This is a genomic window from Streptomyces sp. NPDC002643, assembly GCF_053592555.1.
The window spans coordinates 88,551-107,932 of the sequence record NZ_JBSFVY010000003.1 but is presented as its reverse complement, the minus strand read 5'-3'; the positions used below and the strand labels follow the sequence as shown (position 1 = coordinate 107,932).

General features: G+C 70.6%; 12 protein-coding genes. 8 read left to right on the top strand and 4 right to left on the bottom strand.

What is annotated here, in order from left to right:
* Positions 1 to 81 precede the first annotated feature (81 nt).
* Positions 82 to 2,457, top strand: a complete 2,376-nt coding sequence (locus ACWD4G_RS05265) for a BTAD domain-containing putative transcriptional regulator (protein WP_451290845.1) — start codon at positions 82 to 84, stop codon at positions 2,455 to 2,457.
* Positions 2,458 to 2,480: 23 nt separating this feature from the next.
* Here ACWD4G_RS05265 and ACWD4G_RS05260 read toward each other — a convergent pair whose 3' ends face one another.
* The 4 genes from ACWD4G_RS05260 to ACWD4G_RS05245 all read right to left on the bottom strand — a co-directional run bounded on the left by ACWD4G_RS05260 (position 2,481) and on the right by ACWD4G_RS05245 (position 9,042).
* A complete protein-coding gene (locus ACWD4G_RS05260) occupies positions 2,481 to 3,368 on the bottom strand; it encodes a sulfotransferase family protein (protein ID WP_451290844.1) in 888 nt (295 codons plus the stop codon).
* Between the two features lie 163 nt (positions 3,369 to 3,531).
* Positions 3,532 to 6,675 carry an alpha-mannosidase gene (locus ACWD4G_RS05255; RefSeq protein WP_451290843.1) on the bottom strand — a complete coding sequence of 1,048 codons (3,144 nt, stop codon included), beginning with the start codon at positions 6,673 to 6,675 and terminating at the stop codon, positions 3,532 to 3,534.
* Between the two features lie 94 nt (positions 6,676 to 6,769).
* A complete protein-coding gene (locus ACWD4G_RS05250) occupies positions 6,770 to 8,110 on the bottom strand; it encodes a 6-phospho-beta-glucosidase (protein WP_451290842.1) in 1,341 nt (446 codons plus the stop codon).
* 182 nt (positions 8,111 to 8,292) lie between these two features.
* Positions 8,293 to 9,042, bottom strand: a complete 750-nt coding sequence (locus tag ACWD4G_RS05245) for a DeoR/GlpR family DNA-binding transcription regulator (protein ID WP_451290841.1) — start codon at positions 9,040 to 9,042, stop codon at positions 8,293 to 8,295.
* Between the two features lie 127 nt (positions 9,043 to 9,169).
* Between ACWD4G_RS05245 and ACWD4G_RS05240 the strand changes: the two genes are divergently transcribed.
* The 7 genes from ACWD4G_RS05240 to ACWD4G_RS05210 all read left to right on the top strand — a co-directional run bounded on the left by ACWD4G_RS05240 (position 9,170) and on the right by ACWD4G_RS05210 (position 19,357).
* Positions 9,170 to 10,189 (top strand): carbohydrate kinase family protein, encoded by a 1,020-nt coding sequence (locus ACWD4G_RS05240; protein WP_451290840.1) that lies wholly within the window; start codon positions 9,170 to 9,172, stop codon positions 10,187 to 10,189.
* A gap of 77 nt (positions 10,190 to 10,266) precedes the next feature.
* Complete coding sequence (locus ACWD4G_RS05235) at positions 10,267 to 11,547, top strand: ABC transporter substrate-binding protein (protein WP_451290839.1); 1,281 nt, start codon at positions 10,267 to 10,269, stop codon at positions 11,545 to 11,547.
* Between the two features lie 124 nt (positions 11,548 to 11,671).
* Complete coding sequence (locus ACWD4G_RS05230; protein ID WP_451291142.1) at positions 11,672 to 12,556, top strand: carbohydrate ABC transporter permease; 885 nt, start codon at positions 11,672 to 11,674, stop codon at positions 12,554 to 12,556.
* A complete protein-coding gene (locus tag ACWD4G_RS05225; RefSeq protein WP_451290838.1) occupies positions 12,553 to 13,443 on the top strand; it encodes a carbohydrate ABC transporter permease in 891 nt (296 codons plus the stop codon). The genes ACWD4G_RS05230 and ACWD4G_RS05225 overlap by 4 nt, the downstream gene beginning before the upstream one ends.
* Before the next feature lie 73 nt (positions 13,444 to 13,516).
* Positions 13,517 to 14,446: an alkaline phosphatase family protein gene (locus tag ACWD4G_RS05220; protein WP_451291141.1), complete on the top strand. Its 930-nt coding sequence runs from the start codon at positions 13,517 to 13,519 to the stop codon at positions 14,444 to 14,446.
* Positions 14,443 to 17,433 carry a glycoside hydrolase family 2 TIM barrel-domain containing protein gene (locus ACWD4G_RS05215; protein ID WP_451290837.1) on the top strand — a complete coding sequence of 997 codons (2,991 nt, stop codon included), beginning with the start codon at positions 14,443 to 14,445 and terminating at the stop codon, positions 17,431 to 17,433. The genes ACWD4G_RS05220 and ACWD4G_RS05215 overlap by 4 nt, the downstream gene beginning before the upstream one ends.
* 55 nt (positions 17,434 to 17,488) lie before the next feature.
* Complete coding sequence (locus ACWD4G_RS05210) at positions 17,489 to 19,357, top strand: LamG-like jellyroll fold domain-containing protein (protein WP_451290836.1); 1,869 nt, start codon at positions 17,489 to 17,491, stop codon at positions 19,355 to 19,357.
* Positions 19,358 to 19,382: the final 25 nt, after the last annotated feature.

The following is a 19,382-nucleotide window of genomic DNA, read 5'->3' as shown; positions in this document are numbered from 1 at the left end:
GTTTCGACGGCACCAACTGCCTTGGTTCCCGCGTCAGTTGTCCGGTGATCCGCCGGGCGGGGTGAAGGAGACGAGCGACGGATGCCGGACCGGTTACGCTTCCTCGTGCTGGGCACGGTACGTGTTCTGCGGGGCGACACCGAGATCAGGGTGGGTCCGCCCCAGCAACAGGCCATGCTGGCCGTGCTGTTGCTCCGGCTGGGCCATACGGTGTCGGCCGCGCAACTGGTCGACGCCCTGTGGGGGGACGCGCCACCGGCGAAGGCGATCACCACGATCCGCACCTACGCCTGGCAGTTGCGCCGCCTGCTGGAGAGGGTCCCCTCGGCGCCGACCGTGCTGGTCTCCGCCGGGAACGGCTACCGGCTGGCGGCACCCACGGCCGCGCTCGACGCCCGGCAGGCCGAGTCGCTGATCGACCAGGCGGCCCGGGCGCGCGACCGGGGCCACCGGGAACAGGCCGGTGAACTGCTCACCGCCGCCCTGTCCCTGTGGCGCGGCGACTCCCTCACCGGCGTCCCCGGCCCCTTCGCCCAACGCCAGCGGGACCGTCTGGAGGAGCTGCGCACGGCGGCCCTGGAGGAACGCTACGACCACGAACTCGCCCTGGGCCGCCACCACTTCGCCATCCCCGGGCTCACCGAACTCACCGCCGCGCATCCGCTCCGCGAACGCCCCTACGGCCTGTTGATGCGCGCCCTCCACGCCGCCGGCAGACAGGCCGACGCCCTCACGGTCTTCACCACCTACCGCACCCGCCTGGCCCGGGAGCAGGGCATCGACCCCGGCGCGGCCCTCAACGCCGTACACCGCATGATCCTGGAGGGCGACCGCGGGACGTATGAGGAGAGGGGGGCGCGGGGAGGAGGGGGGACCGGTGGCAGGAGACCGACGGACACCGACGGCCGAGAACTCGGAGGCGGTGGGAGGCCGACGACGGACGAAGCCCGACGGAGCCCGGTCGGCGACGGCAGCGTGGGAGCGCCGTCGGTCGGCGGCACCATCACCGCTCACGGTGAAGGACGAGCGGGAGGCTCGGCACCACCTGTCGGTGGCGAGGCATCGGCACGGTGTGGGACATCGACGGCCCCGGGAAGGCGTGCGGGTGACGACCGCTGGGCACGGGACGACGGCTCGGCGGGCGGAAGAACACCGACCGGGCACGGGGAATGGGCAGCGGACGGCCGGACGGCGCGGGACGACGGCTCGGCGGGCGGCAGAACGCCAACCCGGGACAGGAGACGGGCGGCGGACAACCAGCAGGCACAGGACGACAACCCGGCAGACCGAAGAACGCCAACCCGGGACAAGGAACGGGCGGCGGACGGCCAGTGGGCACGGGACGACGGCTCGGCGGGCGGCAGAGCGTCGGTCGGGGGTGGAAGGCGGGTGGGGGGTGGGTGGGGGTGGACCGTGTTGGGAGTCGAGGCTCGGCCGAAGGTGGGGGTGTCGCTTCCCGTGCCGGGGCAGTTGCCGCCCGATCTGCCCGATTTCAGTGGGCGTACCGCCGAGTTGGCGCGGCTCGGGCAGCGGTTGACGGCGGTGGGGCGGCGGACGGCCGCGATCGTGGCCGTGACCGGTATGGGCGGCGTCGGCAAGACGGCGCTGGCGTTGCGGCTCGCCCATCATGTCCGGTCGGCGTATCCCGACGGGCAGTTGTACGCGGACCTCGGCGGCACCGCGCCCGAACCCCGGCAGCCCGGGAGGGTCCTCGCCGCGTTCCTGGTCGCTCTGGGCGTGCCCGGCGACTCGGTTCCCCGGTCCCCGGCGGAGCGCAGCGGCCTCCTGCGGTCCCTGCTCGGCGGCAGACGGATGCTGCTCGTTCTCGACGATGTGCGCGGCGCCACCCAGGTCAGGGATCTCCTGCCCGGTTCGGCCGGTTGCGGGGTGGTCGTCACCGGCCGATCGCCGTTGGCCGGGCTGCCGTTGACCGACCACCTCCGTCTGGAGGTCTTCGCACCGGACGAGGCGCTCGCGCTGCTCGGCACGGCCCTCGGTCACGACCGGCTCGCCCGGGAGCGTGCCGCCGCCCTGCGGCTGGTGACGGCCTGCGGGGCGCTGCCGCTGGCCGTACGGATCGCGGCCGGCCGGCTGGAGGAGCGTCCCGGCTGGACCTTCGAGGCGCTGGCCTCGCGGCTCACCGACGAACGGCGGCTGCTGGCCGAACTGCGCGTCGGAGACCTGGCCGTGGAGAGCGTCTTCGAGGCGGGGTGCCGGCGGCTGTCGCCGGCGCAGGGCCGGGCGTTCCGGCTGCTCGCCGCAGCCGGTGGCCACACCATCGGCCCGGCCCGTGCCGCCGCCGTACTCGGGGTGGACGAGGCGACGGCGGAGAGCCTGCTGGAGACACTGGTGGACGCCGCCCTGCTGGACTCACCCGAGCCCGGCCGGTACCGCTACCACCGCCTCCTCCACGCCTTCGCCACCCAGCGCTCTCCGCGCTCTCCGCGCTCTCCCTGACAGCGGCACCGCTCCGGGTGGACCTACGCGTCGTAGCCCCAGGCCTTCGCCAGTTCCTTCAGGCGGTCCGGGAGTTCGGCGCTGGGGTCGGCCTGGCGGGCCTGCTGGATGCGGCCGGACTTGATGGTGGAGGACCAGTCGCCGAGCTGGGGGCGGAAGGTGCCGTGGTCCTTGGTGCCGTAGTCGAGCATGGCCGACTCCCAGGGGATGTCCAGGTAGTCGCAGATGCCCTGGGTGATCTTCTCCGGCTCGGCGGTGAGCTCCTCGTACTTGATGATGTGGACCGGGAGGTTCTGGCGGGCCTCTTCGAGCTTCTCGGTGTAGGAGAGGACCTCGGCGCGGATGGCCTCGTGGTCGGGGTCGGTGCGGCGGCTCGTCAGGGACTGGACGATCGCACCGGGGTGGCGCAGCAGCAGGATGTAGCGGGCGTTCGGCCAACATCGCTCCAGCCGCGGCCAGATCAGCGTGTTCGGCGGGGTCTTGTCGACGATGATCTTCTTGCCGCTGCGGGACAGTTCCAGGTGGAGGATGCGGTCCCAGAGGACGTGCTCCAGCTCCTTCTTGTCCAGTTCCAGCGCCTGCATCGCGGGCGCGGTGAAGTCACGGGCGAGATGCACGTGGACCGTGCGCAGATGCATCTCGTGCGGGGCGCGGATCTGGCTGTGGCTGTTGAGGATGACCCTCAGCAGCGTCGAGCCGGAGCGCACCGAGGAGAGCACGAACACCGGCGAGTCCACCAGCCGGGGGGCCAGCGGGGCCTCGTACTTGGGTTCCTGGGCGGCGGCCGGGGCCTCACGACGGGGCGCCGGTACGGCGTTCAGGGGCTTCTTCGGCGGGCTCACCGCCTCGGCGATCAGTCTGCCGCGGCGCCTCAGCCCCTTGCCGATCGCTGACATTCGCGGGTCTCGCACGATGACACCTCATAACTCTCACTCGCGTTGTCCCGTATCACACGGTCGATAGGAGAACTGTAGATGTCCCCGAGACGACGAAAGACGGTCGCGACGGGCAATGCACCCGCCGCGACCTGCGATTTTACGCGTTTCTTAATTCTTGATGGGAACGCGGTGGCCGCTACTTCCCAGGCAACCCGACCGCCAGTCGCACCGTCTTCACCTCGAAGGGGCGCAAAGTGACCGGGACGCCGTCGCCGTCCGTGGCCGTCTCCTCCAGCGGGCGTTCCAACAGGTCGGTGATGTGGGCCCCGGCGAGCGGGAAGCCGGTGCGGAGCGTGCCCCGGGCCCGGCCGCCGCGCGACTCGTAGAGACGGACCACGACATCGCCGGAGGCGTCGTCGGCGAGCTTGACCGCCTCGACCGTCACGCCCTCGCCGTCCACCGAGACGACCGGTTCCGGCGCTCCCGCCGCGTCCGCCACACGCAGCGGCAGGTTGAGGGCGTAGCCCTCGGCCACCGCGTCGTCGATGGTCGCGCCCGGGAGGAGGGAGTACGTCAGACGGTGCTTGCCCTGGTCGGCCTCCGGGTCCGGGATGCGCGGGGCGCGGACCAGGCTGAGGCGGACCGTGGTGGTCGTACCGCCGTCCTCACGGACCGTACGGGAGACGTCGTGGCCGTATGTCGAGTCGTTGATGACGGCGACGCCGTAGCCGGGCTCGCCGACGTGGACCCAGCGGTGGCCGGAGACCTCGAAGCGGGCCGACTCCCAGCTGGTGTTGGTGTGGGTGGGGCGCTGGATGTGGCCGAACTGGATCTCGGCGGAGGAGTGCGCGGCGCGGACGTCGATGGGGAAGCCGGCCTTGAGGAACTTCTCAGCCTCGTGCCAGTCGATGTCCGTCTCGAAGTCGATACGCGGGCTGCCGGCGCGGAGGGTGATGGTCTGGGTGATGCGGGAGCCCTTGCCGAACGATCGCTCTACGCGGATGGCGCCGAGGAGGGGGTCCTCTTCGACCACGGTGACGGAGTCCGTCTCCAGCAGGTCCGTGTAGCGGTTCTTGTAGTGCTTGTCGACGTCCCAGGCGTCCCAGTAGTTGGGGAGGTCGGTGTGGAGGCGGAGGAGGTTGCCCTTGTCGCCGAGGACTTCGCGGTCTGCCTTGAGGTCGCGTACGGAGGCGAGGGTGCCGTCTGCGGCGATCTCGACTCGGACCAGGCCGTTGTCGAGGACTCGGCCTGAGACCGTTACGGGGTGTGGGGGGTCGGTGGGGGTGAGGGGGGCGATGCCGTTCGCGGGGGCCTTGGTGTAGGCGAGGGCGCCATCCGGTGTGCGTACGACCTCCGTACGGTCGCTGGGGCTGGTGTTGAAGACATGGGCTCCCGGCGCTGCAGGCTGTGCCCACCCGTTCCGCCCTGCGGAACGGGTGGGCACAGTGGTGCCAGCGGCGGTATCTGCGGCAGCGGCCGCGCCTGCGGCTGCCAGCGCTGCCACCGCCTCCGTCGTCAGTTCCTCCAGTTCCTTCGCCACCCTCGCGTACTCCGCCTCTGCCTCGCGGTGGACCCAGGCGATCGAGGAACCGGGCAGGATGTCGTGGAACTGGTGGAGGAGGACCGTCTTCCAGAGGCGGTCCAGCTTTTCGTACGGGTACGCGTAGTCCGGCGCGTGGAGGGCTGCCGTGGTCGCCCACAGCTCCGCCTCGCGGAGCCTGTGTTCGCTGCGGCGGTTGCCCTGCTTGGTGCGGGCCTGGGAGGTGTAGGTGGCGCGGTGGAGTTCGAGGTACAGCTCGCCGTTCCAGACGGGGGCGTCCTCGTACTCGGCGCGGGCCTTGGCGAAGAACTCGTCGGGGTGTTCCACGACGACCTTCGCCGAGCCTTCGAGGTCGGCGAGGCGGCGGGCCCGTTCCATGATCTCGCGGGTGGGGCCGCCTCCGCCGTCGCCCCAGCCGAAGGGGGCCAGGGAGCGGGTGCCGGCGCCCTTCTCCTGGTAGTTGCGGACGGCGCGGTCCATCTCCTCGCCGCTGAAGCGGGCGTTGTAGGTGTCGACGGGCGGGAAGTGGGTGAAGATGCGGGTGCCGTCGATGCCCTCCCACCAGAAGGTGTGGTGGGGGAACTTGTTGGTCTGGTTCCAGGAGATCTTCTGGGTGAGGAACCACTCGTTGCCGGCCAGCTTGGCGAGCTGCGGGTAGGCGGCGTTGTAGCCGAAGGAGTCCGGCAGCCAGACGCCCTTGGTCTCGATGCCGAAGTGCTCGATGAAGAACCGCTTGCCGTGGATCAGCTGGCGGGCGATGGCCTCACCGCCCGGCAGATTGCCGTCGGACTCGACCCACATACCGCCGACCGGTACCCACTGGCCCTTGTCGACGGCCTTCTTGATGCGCTCCCACACCAGCGGGTAGTTGTCGCGCACCCACTCGTACTGCACGGCCTGGGAGCAGGCGAAGATGAAGTCCTCGTACTCGTCCGCCAACGATGTCACGTTCGAGAACGTGCGGGACGTCTTGCGCTTGGTCTCGCGGATCGGCCACAGCCACGCCGAGTCGATGTGGGCATGGCCGACGCCCGAGACCGTGTGCGCGCTCGCGTGGGCGGGCTTGGCGAGGACCGGGGCGAGGATCTCGCGGACGGCGGTGGCGCTGCCGGAGACGTCGTCGAGGTCGACGGCGTCCATGGCGCGGTCCAGGGCGTGCAGGATCTCGTGGCGGCGGGGCTCGTGCTCGCCGAGGTGGACCATCAGCTCGCGCAGCACCTGGAGGTCCAGGTCGAGGTGGAAGACCTCCTCGTCGAGGATGGCGATGTCGGCGCGCCGGAAGGTGTAGAGGGGCTTGTCACCGGCGGTGAGGATGTCACCCATAGGGGTGATCTTGGAGAAGTTGTCGGCGAGGATGTCGGGGTTGGAGGCCGCCTCGACCAGGTAGTCGATGGTCTCGCCGCCGCGCACCGGGTTGCCGATGGAGACGTAATGGTTGAGCGGGTTGACGGCCTTGAGCGGGGTGCCGTCGGTGAGGTGGACGAGGGCCTCGGCCTGGTTGCCGGGCCAGTCGCCGACGAAGCCGAGGTCGATGACCGCCTCGACCCGGCGGCCGGCCCACTCCGCGGGTACCTGGCCGCGCATCCGGAACCAGGTCGTCCCCCAGGGCGGACCCCAGGGGGTGTCCATGGCGAACGGGGTGTACGAGGCGGCCGCGGCCTCCTCGAAGGGGACCGGCTCTCCGGGTGCCTGCCAGGCCTCGACCTCGAAGGGTACGGAGGCCGCGTAGATCGCGGGCTTGATGCGCTGGGTGTGGACGCGCTCGACGCGTTCCTCGATGCGGCGGCGTTCGTCGTGCATGGCCGTGGGTCTCCTAAGAGTGGGGTGCGGCTTCAGACAAGCATGAGGAGGCTGCCCAGGTCAGCCCCGGGAGGCCATTTCGGAAACGTGGGCCTTATCTCAGATAGCCGAGTCCGGGGTGTACGGCCGTGTATCCCTCCACCAGCCGCCGGGCCACGTTGACCGAGTCGACCAGCGGGTGCAGGGCGAATGCCTTGACCGCCGTCGTACGGGAGCCCGACTCGGCGGCGGCCAGCACCTCACGCTCGACGGCCTTGACCGCGCAGACCAGCCCGGTGGCGTGGTCGGGCAGCGGGGCGACGGAGACCGGGTGGGCGCCGTTGGCGTCGACCAGGCAGGGCACCTCGATGACGGCGTCGGTGTCCAGGACGGAGAGGGTGTTCTGGTTGCGGACGTTGAGGATCAGGGTGGTGCGCTCGTCGCGGGCGATGGCCCGCATCAGGGCGAGGGCGACCTTCTCGTAGCCGCCGGAGAGATCGTCCTCGTCGCGTTCACCGGCGCCGGCGGTCTCCCGGTTCTCCGACATGTAGGTGGCCTCGCGCTCGGCGCGGGTGCGGTCCCAGGCCTTCAGGGCGTGGGCGTCGGGGCGCCGCATCTCCTCGTAGAAGTGGGCCTGCTGGTCCTTGAGGAACGCGCCGCGGGTCTTCTCGGCCTGCTGGTAGGCGCGTACGGCCTCGCGGTTGAAGTAGTAGTAGTGCAGGTATTCGTTGGGGATGGCGCCGAGGGACTGGAGCCAGTCGACGCCGAAGAGCTTGCCCTCCTCGAAGGAGCCGAGGAGGTCGCGGTCGGCGAGCAGGCGCGGGAGTTCGTCGCGGCCGGCGACACGCAGACCCCGGACCCAGCCGAGGTGGTTGAGGCCGACGTAGTCGATCCAGGCCTCGGCGGGGTTGGTGACGCCGAGGACGCGGGCGATACGGCGGCCGAGGCCGACGGGTGAGTCGCAGATGCCGATGACGCGGTCGCCGAGGTGGCGGGACATGGCCTCGGTGACGAGTCCGGCCGGGTTGGTGAAGTTGATGACCCAGGCGTCGGGGGCGAGCCGGGCCACCCGCCGCGCGATGTCGACGGCCACGGGGACGGTGCGCAGGCCGTAGGCGATACCGCCGGCGCCGACGGTCTCCTGGCCGAGGACGCCTTCGGCGAGGGCCACGCGCTCGTCGTCCGCCCGGCCCTGGAGGCCGCCGACGCGGATCGCGGAGAAGACGAAGTCCGCGCCGGTGAGGGCCTCGTCGAGATCGGTGGTGGCGGTCACCTCGGGGGCGTCGGGGACATCGGCGGCCTGCTCGGCGAGGACGCGGGTGACGGCGGAGAGCCGCTCGGCGTCCAGGTCGTGCAGGACGACACGGGTGACCCGGCCCTCGGCGCGGTCCCCGAGGAGCGCCCCGTACACGAGGGGCACCCGGAATCCTCCGCCGCCCAGAATCGTCAGCTTCACTCAGCTACCACCTTTGCGAATCGTGCATGTCGTGCGGGCCATCCCGGCACGTGTGCGGGCCATGCCGTGACGGGCGCGGTCCGTTCCCTCGCCCGAGGGGCCGTCCCTTGCACCGGCGTGGTCCGCGCCCTCGCGGACACGTGCCATCCCGGTGAGGGCGCGGGCCCGGTCGTCGCCGCGGTTCACGTCGTCACGACCTCGACCCCCGCCTCCTCCAACGAGGAACATGTCGCCTGGTCCACGGGCGCGTTGGTCACGACCACGTCGAGTTCCCTGGGACCGCAGACCCTTGCCATGCCGGTGCCGGGGAACTTGGCGGAGTCGGCGAGCAGGACGACCTTGTCGCTCGCCCTGATCATCGCGCGCTTGACGGGGACCTCGACGACCGTGGTGTCCATCACCTGGCCGCCGGGCCGTACCCCGCTGGTGCCGAGGAAGAGCCAGTCGGCGTGGAGTTGACGGAGGTTGTCCTCGGTGAGGAAGCCGACCAGGGACCGGTACTCGCGGCGGAGCATGCCGCCGAGCAGGACCAGTTCGATGCCCTCGTCGTCCGCCAACTCCTCGTAGACCACCAGATTGCTGGTGATCACGGTGAGCCGGCGGCCGTGCAGCTGCCGGGCCAGGCGGAAGGCGGTGGTCCCGATGTCGAGCAGGACGGACTGGCCGTCGCGGACCATGGAGGCGGCCTTCGCCGCTATCGCGTCCTTCTCGGCCACGCGGACCTCGGCGACCTCGGCGAAGGGCTGGTCGCCCTCGTCGACGACGGCGCCGCCGTGCACACGGGTGAGCAGCCCCTCCTCCTCCAGCTTGACGAGGTCGCGCCGGATGGTGGCGGGGCTCACACCGAGCTGTTCGGACAGGTCGGTGACGGCCGCGGGGCCGCCTGATCGCAGGGCCCGCAGGATGAGTTGGTGTCGTCTCTCTGCCAGCACGCGCTGAACAGTACTCGTCATCCTCAATCATTTCCATGCTCACTTCTGCTCGGGTATTGACCAATCTCTCGGATCGGCGCACGATTCCCGGCATTGAATTTGAAGAGTTCTGACGAGAGGTGCACACGTGGACGACGACCGGCCCGATGTGCTGCTGACCGGGCTGCTCTTCTACGACCTCGTGCTCACGGGGCTGGGAAGGCCGCCGACACCCGGCGAGGAGATCTGGACCGACGGCATGGGCTGCGGTCCGGGCGGTATCGCCAACCTGGCGGTGGCCGCCGCCCGTTTCGGCCTGCGCACCTCTCTGGCCACGGTCTTCGGCGACGACTACTACGGCGCGTACTGCCGTGAGGTCCTCGCCGGGCAGGAGGGAGTGGACCTCTCGCTCTCCCGCACCGCAGGCGGCTGGCACACCCCGGTCACCGTCTCCCTTGCGCACGGCAACGACCGCGCCCTGGTGACCCACGGCCAGGAACCGCCGTACTCCCAGGACGAACTGATGCGCGCGCTCCCCGAGGCGCGCACGGCGCTCGTGCACATCGAGGCCGAGCCGCGCGAGTGGCTCGCCAAGGCCGCCGCGAACGGGACGCACATCTACGCGGACGTCGGCTGGGACCCCGCCCAGGAGTGGTCGCGCGACCTGCTCGACCAGTTGGCCCTGTGCCATGCCTTCCTCCCCAACGAGACCGAGGCGATGGCGTACACGCGCACCGACAGCGCGGTGGCCGCGCTCGGCACGCTGAGCGAGCTGGTTCCGGTGGCGGTGGTGACCCGTGGCGGCGAGGGCGCGATCGCGGTGGACCAGACGACCGGGGAGTACGCGGAGGTCCCGGCCCTCGACGTCGACGTCCTGGACGCGACGGGTGCCGGGGACGTCTTCGGCGCGAGCTTCGTCGCGGCCTCCCTCGACGGCTGGCCCCTGCCGGAGAGGCTGCGCTTCGCGGTGCTTTCCGCCGGATTGTCCGTCGGTCATCATGGCGGGGCCCTCGCGGCTCCCGGCTGGTACGGCGTCCGGCAGTGGTGGCGGTCCGTCACCGACCCCGAGCTGAGGAAGGCCTACGGCTTCCTCGCCGACCGCATCCCGGCGGAGGTCGGGCCCCCGGTGCGCCACGCCCCGGTCACCCCGCCCGCACCGCTCCCCTGAGCCCCCCAGAAAAGCCCCACCGAGCCCCCCAGCAACACGCCCCTCCGTACCACGAACAGGAACAACAGGAGTGACCCGTGGACCTTTCTCGTAGAGGCTTCCTCCAGGCCGCCGTCTTCACCGCGGCAGCCTCCGGCCTGACCGTCGCCTGTGGCGGCGGCTCGGAATCCGGCGGTACCAAGAACGGCAAGAACCTGACCATGTGGTACTGGGGCGGCGCCCTCAGCGACAAGGTGGTCGCCGAGTCGAAGACCCACTTCAGCAGCACGATCAAGCTGACCACCGCCTCCATCGGCGGCGACTTCAAGCAGAAGCTCACCACCACCCTCGCGGCCGGCGGCTCCTCCGTGCCGGACATCACCGGCATCAAGGGCGAGGACATCGCGTCCTTCCTGCCCAACGCCGACCGCTTCCTCGACCTGAACGACCTGGGCTTCAAGAAGCTCTCGTCGCAGTACCTGGAGTGGAAGACCAAGCTCGCCCAGACCAAGGACGGCAAGCAGATCGGGTTCCCGATCGACATCGGCCCCACCGCGCTCTTCTACCGCGCGGACCTCTTCGACAAGGCCGGGCTGCCCACCGACCCGGCGAAGGTCGCGGCCGAGGCCAAGACCTGGGACGACTACTTCGCGCTCGGCACCGAGCTGAAGAAGGCGCAGTCCGGCGTCTTCCTGGTCAACAACATCAGCTCGGTGTTCAACATCGCGGTCGGCCAGGGCACCAAGCGGTTCATCGACGAGGACAACCACTTCATCGGCGACCAGGACCACATCCGCACCGCGTGGGAAACGGCGATCCGCCCCTACACACTCGGCATCGACGCCAAGATCAACGACCAGACGTGGAACGCCGCCATCGGCAAGAACCTGGCCACCGAACTCGGCGCCGCCTGGCACGCCCTGGACATCGAGTCGGCCGCTCCGGGCACCAAGGGCCAGTGGCGGGTCTGCGCCACGCCCGGCGGCCCGGCCAACCAGGGCGGCTCCTATCTGGCCCTGCCCTCGCAGTGCCGGAACCCCGAAGAGGCGTTCAAGATCATCAGCTGGATACTCAGCCCGGAGAACAACGCCAAGAGCTTCACCGACGCCGCGATCTTCCCCGCCTCCCCGGCGACGTACGAGATGGACGCCATGACGGGCGGGGACGAGTTCTTCGGTGGACAGAAGATCATCGAGGTCTTCGGCCCGGCCGCCGAGGCCATCCCGGTGAGCTACGAGGCACCCGCCGACTCCGCCGTCATGGCTCCCTTCATGGCCGAGCTGACCAGCGTCGAGGCGAAGGGCAAGAAGCCCGACGACGCCTGGAACGACGCGGTCGACCAGGCCAAGCAGATAGCCCGGCGACAGGGGGTGAACTGAGGTGTCGTCACCTCCGGTCACCGGTACCGCCACGGTGCGCGAGCGCCGTGGCGGGCCCGGCCCGGCCCGTTTCCGCCCGCGGCGCACCCCGCCCGCGGGCGCCGTTCGGCCCAGGCGTCGCGGTGTGCTGTCGTACTGGCGGCAGTACCTGGCGATCTCGCCCTTCTATCTGGTCTTCGCCGCCTTCTCCTTCGTCCCGGTCTTCTACTCGCTGTATCTGTCCTTCCAGCGCTACGACGGTCTGGGCACCAAGCAGTTCGTGGGTCTGGAGCAGTACGAGTTCCTCTGGAACGACCCGGTCTTCTGGCTGTCGATCCGCAACACCCTGGTGATCTGGGTGCTGTCCACGGTGCCCACGCTGTTCGGCGCCCTCGTGCTGGCGACGCTGCTGCACTCGGTGCGCCGCTTCAAGGGCTTCTACCGCATCGCCCTGTACGTACCGAACGTCACCTCGATCGTCGCCGTGGCGATCTTCTTCGGCGCGGTGTTCAGCAACAACTTCGGTCTGGTCAACGCGATCCTGGGCACGGTCGGCATCGACCCCGTCCCCTGGCTGAGCAATCCCTGGCTGATCAAGGTGGTGATCGCGGCGCTGATGACCTGGATGTGGACCGGCTACAACATGATCATCTATCTGGCCGGCCTCCAGGCGATCCCCCAGTCGATCTATGAGGCGGCCAAGATGGACGGCGCCGGCCCCATCCGCACCTTCTTCAAGATCACCATTCCGATCATGCGGCCGATCATCCTGTTCACCGTCGTCATCTCGACCATCAACGGTCTGCAGAGCTTCAGCGAACCCCAGGTGCTCTTCGCCAGCAACGCCGCCAACGCCAACCTCGGCGGCCCCGGCCAGGCGGGCCTGACCACGCTGCTGTACTTCTACCAGTCGGCCTTCCTCGACAACGACTACGGCTATGGCGCGGCCATCGTGTGGGCCTTCTTCGTACTGATCATCGTGCTCGTCGTCGTCAACTGGCGCATCGTGCAACGAGGGAGGAAGTCATGACGACAGCCGCCACCCCATCGCCGGCCACGGGCAAGGGCACGGGTGCGGGCGCGAGGCGGCGGCTGCGGCGCCCCAAGGGCCTGACCGCGCATGTCTTCCTCGTGCTGGCCGTCCTGATCTCGGTCTTCCCGTTCGTGTGGACGATCGTGATGGCGACCAACACCACCAAGGACATCTACCAGAGCCCGCCGAAGCTGACGTTCGGCTCGCATCTGCTGGAGAACATCCGCAACGTGCTCGACACCATCGACTTCTTCGGGTCGATGCTCAACACGGTCATCATCGCGAGCGTCACCACAGTCCTGGTGCTGTTCGTCGACTCGCTGGCGGCCTTCGCCTTCGCCAAGTTCGACTTCCCCGGGCGCAGGGTGCTCTTCGGCACGCTGCTGGTGTTCATGATGCTGCCGCTCCAGCTGGCCGTCCTGCCGCAGTTCATCCTGATGTCCGAACTCGGCTGGGTCGGCATGCTCAAGGCGCTGGTCTGGCCCGCCCTGTCCAACGCCTTCGGCATCTTCTGGCTGCGCCAGTACATCGAGAACGGTGTGCCCGACGAACTCCTCGACGCGGCACGCATCGACGGCGCCGGGTTCTTCCGCCAGTACTGGAACGTCGCCCTGCCGATGATCAAGCCCGCGCTGTCGTTCCTCGCCATCTACGCCTTCGTCAACGCCTGGAACGACTACGTCTGGCCGCTGATCGTGCTCACCGATCCCGCCCACGTCACGCTCCAGGTGGAGCTGGCCCAGCTCAACGTCGGCCACAACACCGACTACAGCATGGTCATGGCCGGTGTGCTGATGGCGTCCCTGCCGCTGGTCATCGTCTTCAGCATCTTCGCGCGCGGCTTCATCGCGGGCGCCACCGAGGGCGCGGTCCAGGGCACCTGAGCCCGTATGAGGAGAGGGGTTCGCCGTGGTGGACGCCACCGGCGGAGGGCGCGGCAGGGTGCTCGTGGTCGGGATGGACGGGGTGCGCCACGACCGACTGACGCGGTCGCCGTCCACGGCACCCGTGCTGCACGGTCTGATGGCGGCGGGCGCCCATGGCACCAGCCTGCTGCCGTACGGCGAGGTGGACGGCCAGGCCGAGAACGGGCCGTCCACCAGCATGGCGTACACCGATTCGGGCCCCGGTTGGTCGAGCGTGCTGACCGGGGTGTGGCCCGACCGGCACGGCGTCACCGGCAACGACTTCCTCGGCGCCGACTACGCCCGCTACCCCGACTTCCTCACCCGGGCCGCCACCGCGCGCCCCGGACTGCGCACCGCCGCCGTGGTGTCGTGGCCGGAGCTGGTCCACCGTGGCACCCTCGGCCCCGCGATCGGTTCGCGCGTGCACCACGACGGCGAGAGCGACGGCTACGAGAGCGCGGACCGCCGCGTCGCCGACACCGCCGTGCGCCTGCTCACCGAGGACGACCCGGACGTGCTGTTCGTGTACTTCGGCGCCACCGACGAGGCCGGCCACGCCACCGGCCCCCTCAGCCCCGCCTACGACCGCGCCCTGCTCGCCCAGGACGCCCATCTCGCACGCCTGTTGACGGCCGTCGAGGCCCAGCGCTCCGACCCCGCCCGCGCCGACGAGCACTGGACTGTCCTGGTCACCACGGACCACGGCCATCTCGACGCCGGCGGCCACGGCGGCGACACCCGGGCCGAGCGCGAGGTGTTCGTCGTGCTGGCCGAGCCCGGGACGCCCGGCGGTTCGTCCGGTGGCACCCGGCTGGACACGCCCCGCCTCATCGACATCGCCCCCACCGTCCTGAACCGTCTCGGCATCCCCGTCGACCCCGCCTGGGGCCTGCGGGGCCGTGTCCTGCCCCGGCCCACCCCCTCCCCCTCGTCAGCACCCGCATCCCCTTTGTCACCACCGACCCCGGAACGGTCATGACCGACGCACTCGACCCCCTGATCGCCCTCCGCCCCTGGGAGTCCCCCGAGGTGACCTCCTGGGGGCGGCTGCCCATGAACGCGGTCGACCGCCGCGCTCAGTCCCTCTCCCTCGACGGCCGGTGGCGCTTCCAACTGCTCCCCTCCCCCGACACCGCCCCCGGCCCCACCTGGTCCTGGTCCCCGCTCCCCGGCTCCTGGGCCCTGGAGGCGGCGGAGGACCCCCCGCAGTACACCAACGTCCGTATGCCGTGCCCCCAGTTCCCCCCGGACTCCCCCGCCGCCAACCCGACCGGTGTGTACGAGCGGGAGATCGACATCCCCGCCGACTGGACCGACCACCGGATCATCCTCCAGGTCGGCGCGGCGGAGAGCGTGCTCCTCGTCCATGTGGACGGCCGCCCGGTCGGCGTCTCCAAGGACTCCCACCTCGCCGCCGACTTCGACCTGACGGGCCATGTCCGCCCCGGCGCGCAAGCGACCGTACGGCTCACGGTCGTCAAGTGGTCCGACGCCTCCCACATCGAGGACCAGGACCAGTGGTGGCTCGGCGGCATCACCCGCTCGATCCTGCTGTACGCCACCGACCCGCTCCATCTCGCGGACGTCACCGTACGGGCCCGGCGCGACGGGGAGCTGCGCGTGGACTGCCGGGTGCGGGACTCACGTGGCGCGCTGCCCGCCGGGTGGTACATCAGCGGGGAACTCGACGGCCTGACGCTCGGCCAGGACACCGAGTTCGACCGGATCAACGCCGCCGACGAGCGGGTCTCCGACTTCCTCGGCGAGGCCCGGATGGGCGCGGCCGTCCCCGGTGTACGGCCCTGGAGCGCCGAGACACCCGAGCTGTACGGCCTCACCGTCCGGCTGCACCGCGCCGACGGCACGGTGGCGGACACCTCCCACCACCGGATCGGCTTCCGGGACGTGGAGATCCGGGGCCGGGACCTGCTGATCAACGGGGAGCGCGTCTACATCCGGGGCGTCAACCGGCACGAGTTCCACCCGCTGACCGGCCGTACCGTCTCGTACGACGACACACGCGCCGACCTGGTCGTCCTCAAGCGCTTCGGCTTCAACGCGATCCGCGCCTCCCACTACCCGAGCGACCCGGCGCTGTACGACCTCGCCGACGAGCTGGGCTTCTATGTCGTGGACGAGGCGAACATCGAGTCACACGACCACGCCCACGAGATCGCCGACGACCCCCGTTACCTCAACGCCTTCGTGGACCGGGTCTCCCGTATGGCCCTGCGGGACAAGAACCACCCCTCGGTGATCGTCTGGTCGCTGGGCAACGAGTCCGACTACGGGGCGAATCACGACGCGGCGGCGGGCTGGCTGCGCCGCCACGATCCGACGCGGCCCGTGCAGTACGAGGGCGCCGCGAAGCTGGACTGGGCGGCCACGGACGACGCCTCCGACATCGCGTGCCCGATGTACGCGCCCATCGAGGACTGCGTCGCCCACGCGCTCTCCGGCGAGCAGACCCGGCCCCTGATCCAGTGCGAGTACTCGCACGCCATGGGCAACAGCAACGGCACGCTCGCCGACACGTGGGCGGCCATCGAGGCAACCCCAGGTCTTCAGGGCGGGTTCATCTGGGAGTTCTGGGACCACGGCATCCTCCAGCGTGTGAACGACGGACGACCGGCCGGGCGTGGGGGCGCCGGGCTGTACGACAACGGTGTCGCCGCACCCGGACTGCGCTGGGCGTACGGCGGCGACTTCGGCGAGACGATCCACGACGGCGCGTTCATCGCCGACGGGGTGGTCTTCCCCGACCGCACTCCGAAGCCGGTGATGTTCGAGCACCGGGAGATCGCCGCGCCCGTGCGGCTCTCCGTCGAGGGCGAGGGCACCTGGCGGGTGCTGCGCGTCCACAACAGGCAGCACTTCCGGGATCTTTCCTGGCTGGCGGCCGAATGGGAGTTCGCGGCGGCCGACGGCGGCACCTGGACGGTCCCGGCCCGGCTGCCCGCCGTTCCGCCCGGCGGCTCGGCCGTGATCGACCGGCCCGAGGTGCCGGCCGGGGCCGGCGAGATCTGGCTGACCCTGCGGGTGACCACGGCCGCCGACGAGCCCTGGGCGCCGCGCGGCACCGAGGTGTGCGTCCCGCGGGTGCTCTGGTACGAAGCGGAGGCGGGCGAGCCGGTGGTGGGCTCCGAGGAGTCCCTTGGCCGGCTAACGCCCCCGGAGACGGACGACGACGGACTGCTCCGGCACCCCCTGCTCACCTCCCCGCCCATGCTGAGCCTGTGGCGGGCCCCCACCGACAACGACGTCCTCGGCGGTATGGCCGGGCGCTGGAGCGAGCTGGGGCTGGACCGGCCGAAGCGCGAGACGGTCTCCGTGGAGCGCGAGGGTTCGACGGTCCGGGTGCGTGCGCGCTGGGCGACGGGCGCGGGGCCGGTCGAACACGAGCAGACGTTCACGGCGCTGGCCGACGGCCGCGTCCTCGTCGACGAGACGGCCGTACTGCCCGAGGGGCTGACGGATGTGGCCCGCGTCGGCACGGTGTTCGAGACGGCCGCCGGGTTCGACCGTCTGGCCTGGTACGGGCAGGGCCCCTGGGAGAGCTACCCGGACCGTGCCGCCGGGGCGCCCGTCGGCCACCACTCGGCGTCCGTCGACGACCTGTTCACCCCGTATCTGCGCCCGCAGGAGAGCGGGGGCCGGCACGGCGTACGGCACTTCACGCTCTCCGGAACGCCTTCCGGAGAGCCTTCCGGAACGCTCTCCGGCGACGATCACGCGCTGACGGTACGGCTGGACCGGCCCCGGCAGGTGTCGGTCACCCGGTATCGCGCCGAGGATCTGGCGGCCGTGGCGCACCATGACGAACTGACGCCCCGGCCGGGCTGTGTGGTGCACATCGACGCGGCGCACCGAGGTGTGGGCACGGCGTCGTGCGGCCCCGACACCTCGCCCGGATATCTCGTCCCGCCCGGAGTCCACCGCTGGTCCTGGACCCTGCGCGCCCTCTGACCCCACCCCCCTCCCGCTGTACCACTCATGACCCCGGAACTTCCACGGAGCACACGTGTGCACTTCGCATGAGCATGAGCACGAGCAGGGCGAGGCCGCCCAGGCAGGGGCGGGCAGACGCCAGTTCCTGCGGGCCACCGCGCTGATGGGTGCGGTGGCCACGGCCGCCACCGCCCTGTCGGCGGGCACCGCGCAGGCCGCGACCCCCGCCGAGTCCGCGACCACCGCGCGGTGGCGGCCGGACCCGGACAGCCGCCGGTTCACACTGGCGGTGATGCCCGACACGCAGTACCTGTTCGACGGGCCGAGCATCGACAAGGCGCCCGTAGAGGCGTCGCTGCGCTATCTGCTGGAGCACGGGCGGGAGGAGAACATCGTCTTCCTCTCCCATCTGGGCGATCTCACGCAGAACGGCGCCGAGGAGGAGTGCGCGGCGATCGGCGAGGCGTTCCGGCTGCTCGACCGGCGGGGCGTCGGCTACAGCGTCCTCGCGGGCAACCACGACGTACGGTCCTCCACCGACGACCAGCGCGGCTCCACCCCGTACCTGGACGTCTTCGGCCCCGACCGCTTCAAGGGCCGGAAGACCTACGGGGGTTCCTCCCCGGACGGCTACAACTCCTTCCACCTCTTCCAGGCGGGCGGCCGGGAGTGGATGGTGCTGGCCCTGGACTGGCGGCTGTCGGCGAAGGGCTTCGCCTGGGCCGAGGAGGTCCTGGCCCAGCATCCGAAGACGCCGGTCGTCCTCACCACCCACGAACTGGTCGCCGAGGACGACACCCTGTCCACCTACGGCCAGAAGCTGTGGGACCAGCTGATCGCGGACCACGACCAGATCTTCCTCACCCTCAACGGCCACTACTGGCCGGCGGGCCGCGCCGTCCGTGAGAACAAGGCGGGCAACGAGGTCCATCTGCACCTCACGAACTACCAGAACCGGTACTTCGGCGGTGCCGCGATGATCCGCCTCTACCGCTTCGACCTCGACCGGAACACCATCGACGTGGAGACGATCTCCCCGTGGATTCTGGGCCGGGCGGCGAAGGGCGTCAACGAGCTGGAACGGCAGGAGATCGAACTCTCCGGTGACGTCGACCGGTTCTCCGTCGACATCGACTTCGAGCGGCGCTTCGCGGGCTTCGCCCCGGTGCCGGTGCGTCCGTCGCGGCCGGTGTCGAAGCTGCTGGTGCCGGGGACCGTGGCGTACTGGCGGTTCGACGGGCAGCAGGACGGGGCCGCCGTCGGCGGTACGGTCAAGGACCGCTCCGGGCACGGCAACGACCTCTCCCTGGTCACGGTCGGCGGCGGCACGCTCACCTACTCCGCCGACCATCACCCGGACCAGCCGGGCCACGGCAGCCTGGAGTTCCACGGAGGCAAGCCCCCGCTGAAGGGGGCGTATCTGCGGACGGTGGACGGGGCGCCGCTGAACTCGGCGACGTTCGGGAACGGTTACACCATCGAGGCGTTCTACCGGCTCCCCGCCGACTGGAACCCGTCGAACCACGCCTGGGCGGGCATCCTCGGCCGTACCGGCACGGGCGGTGCGGCGGGCAAGACGCAGGACGACCCCGACGAGCCGCTGGCCACGCTCTCCCTGTCGAACGACCGTGAGCCGCAGTGGGCCGTGCGCCCGCTCAACCAGCAGGGCATCGCCACCAACTGGGGCCAGGAGACCCCGCTGGAGACCTGGTGGCACGTGGCCGTCGTCAACGACGGCGAGCACACCACGCTCTACGTCCAGGGCTGCCCGGTCGTCCGCAACCCCAGGGCCACGGCCGTCGGCCTCACGTCCGTGGGCCTGCCCTGGCTGCTCGGCGGCTACGAGTACGGCGGCGAGATCGACCAGATCCTCCACGGCCGGCTCGGCGACGTCCGCATCGTCGAACGCGCGCTGCCCGTCACGTCGTTCATGAACCACTGAGATCCCGGAAGGGGCTTCCTCCCAC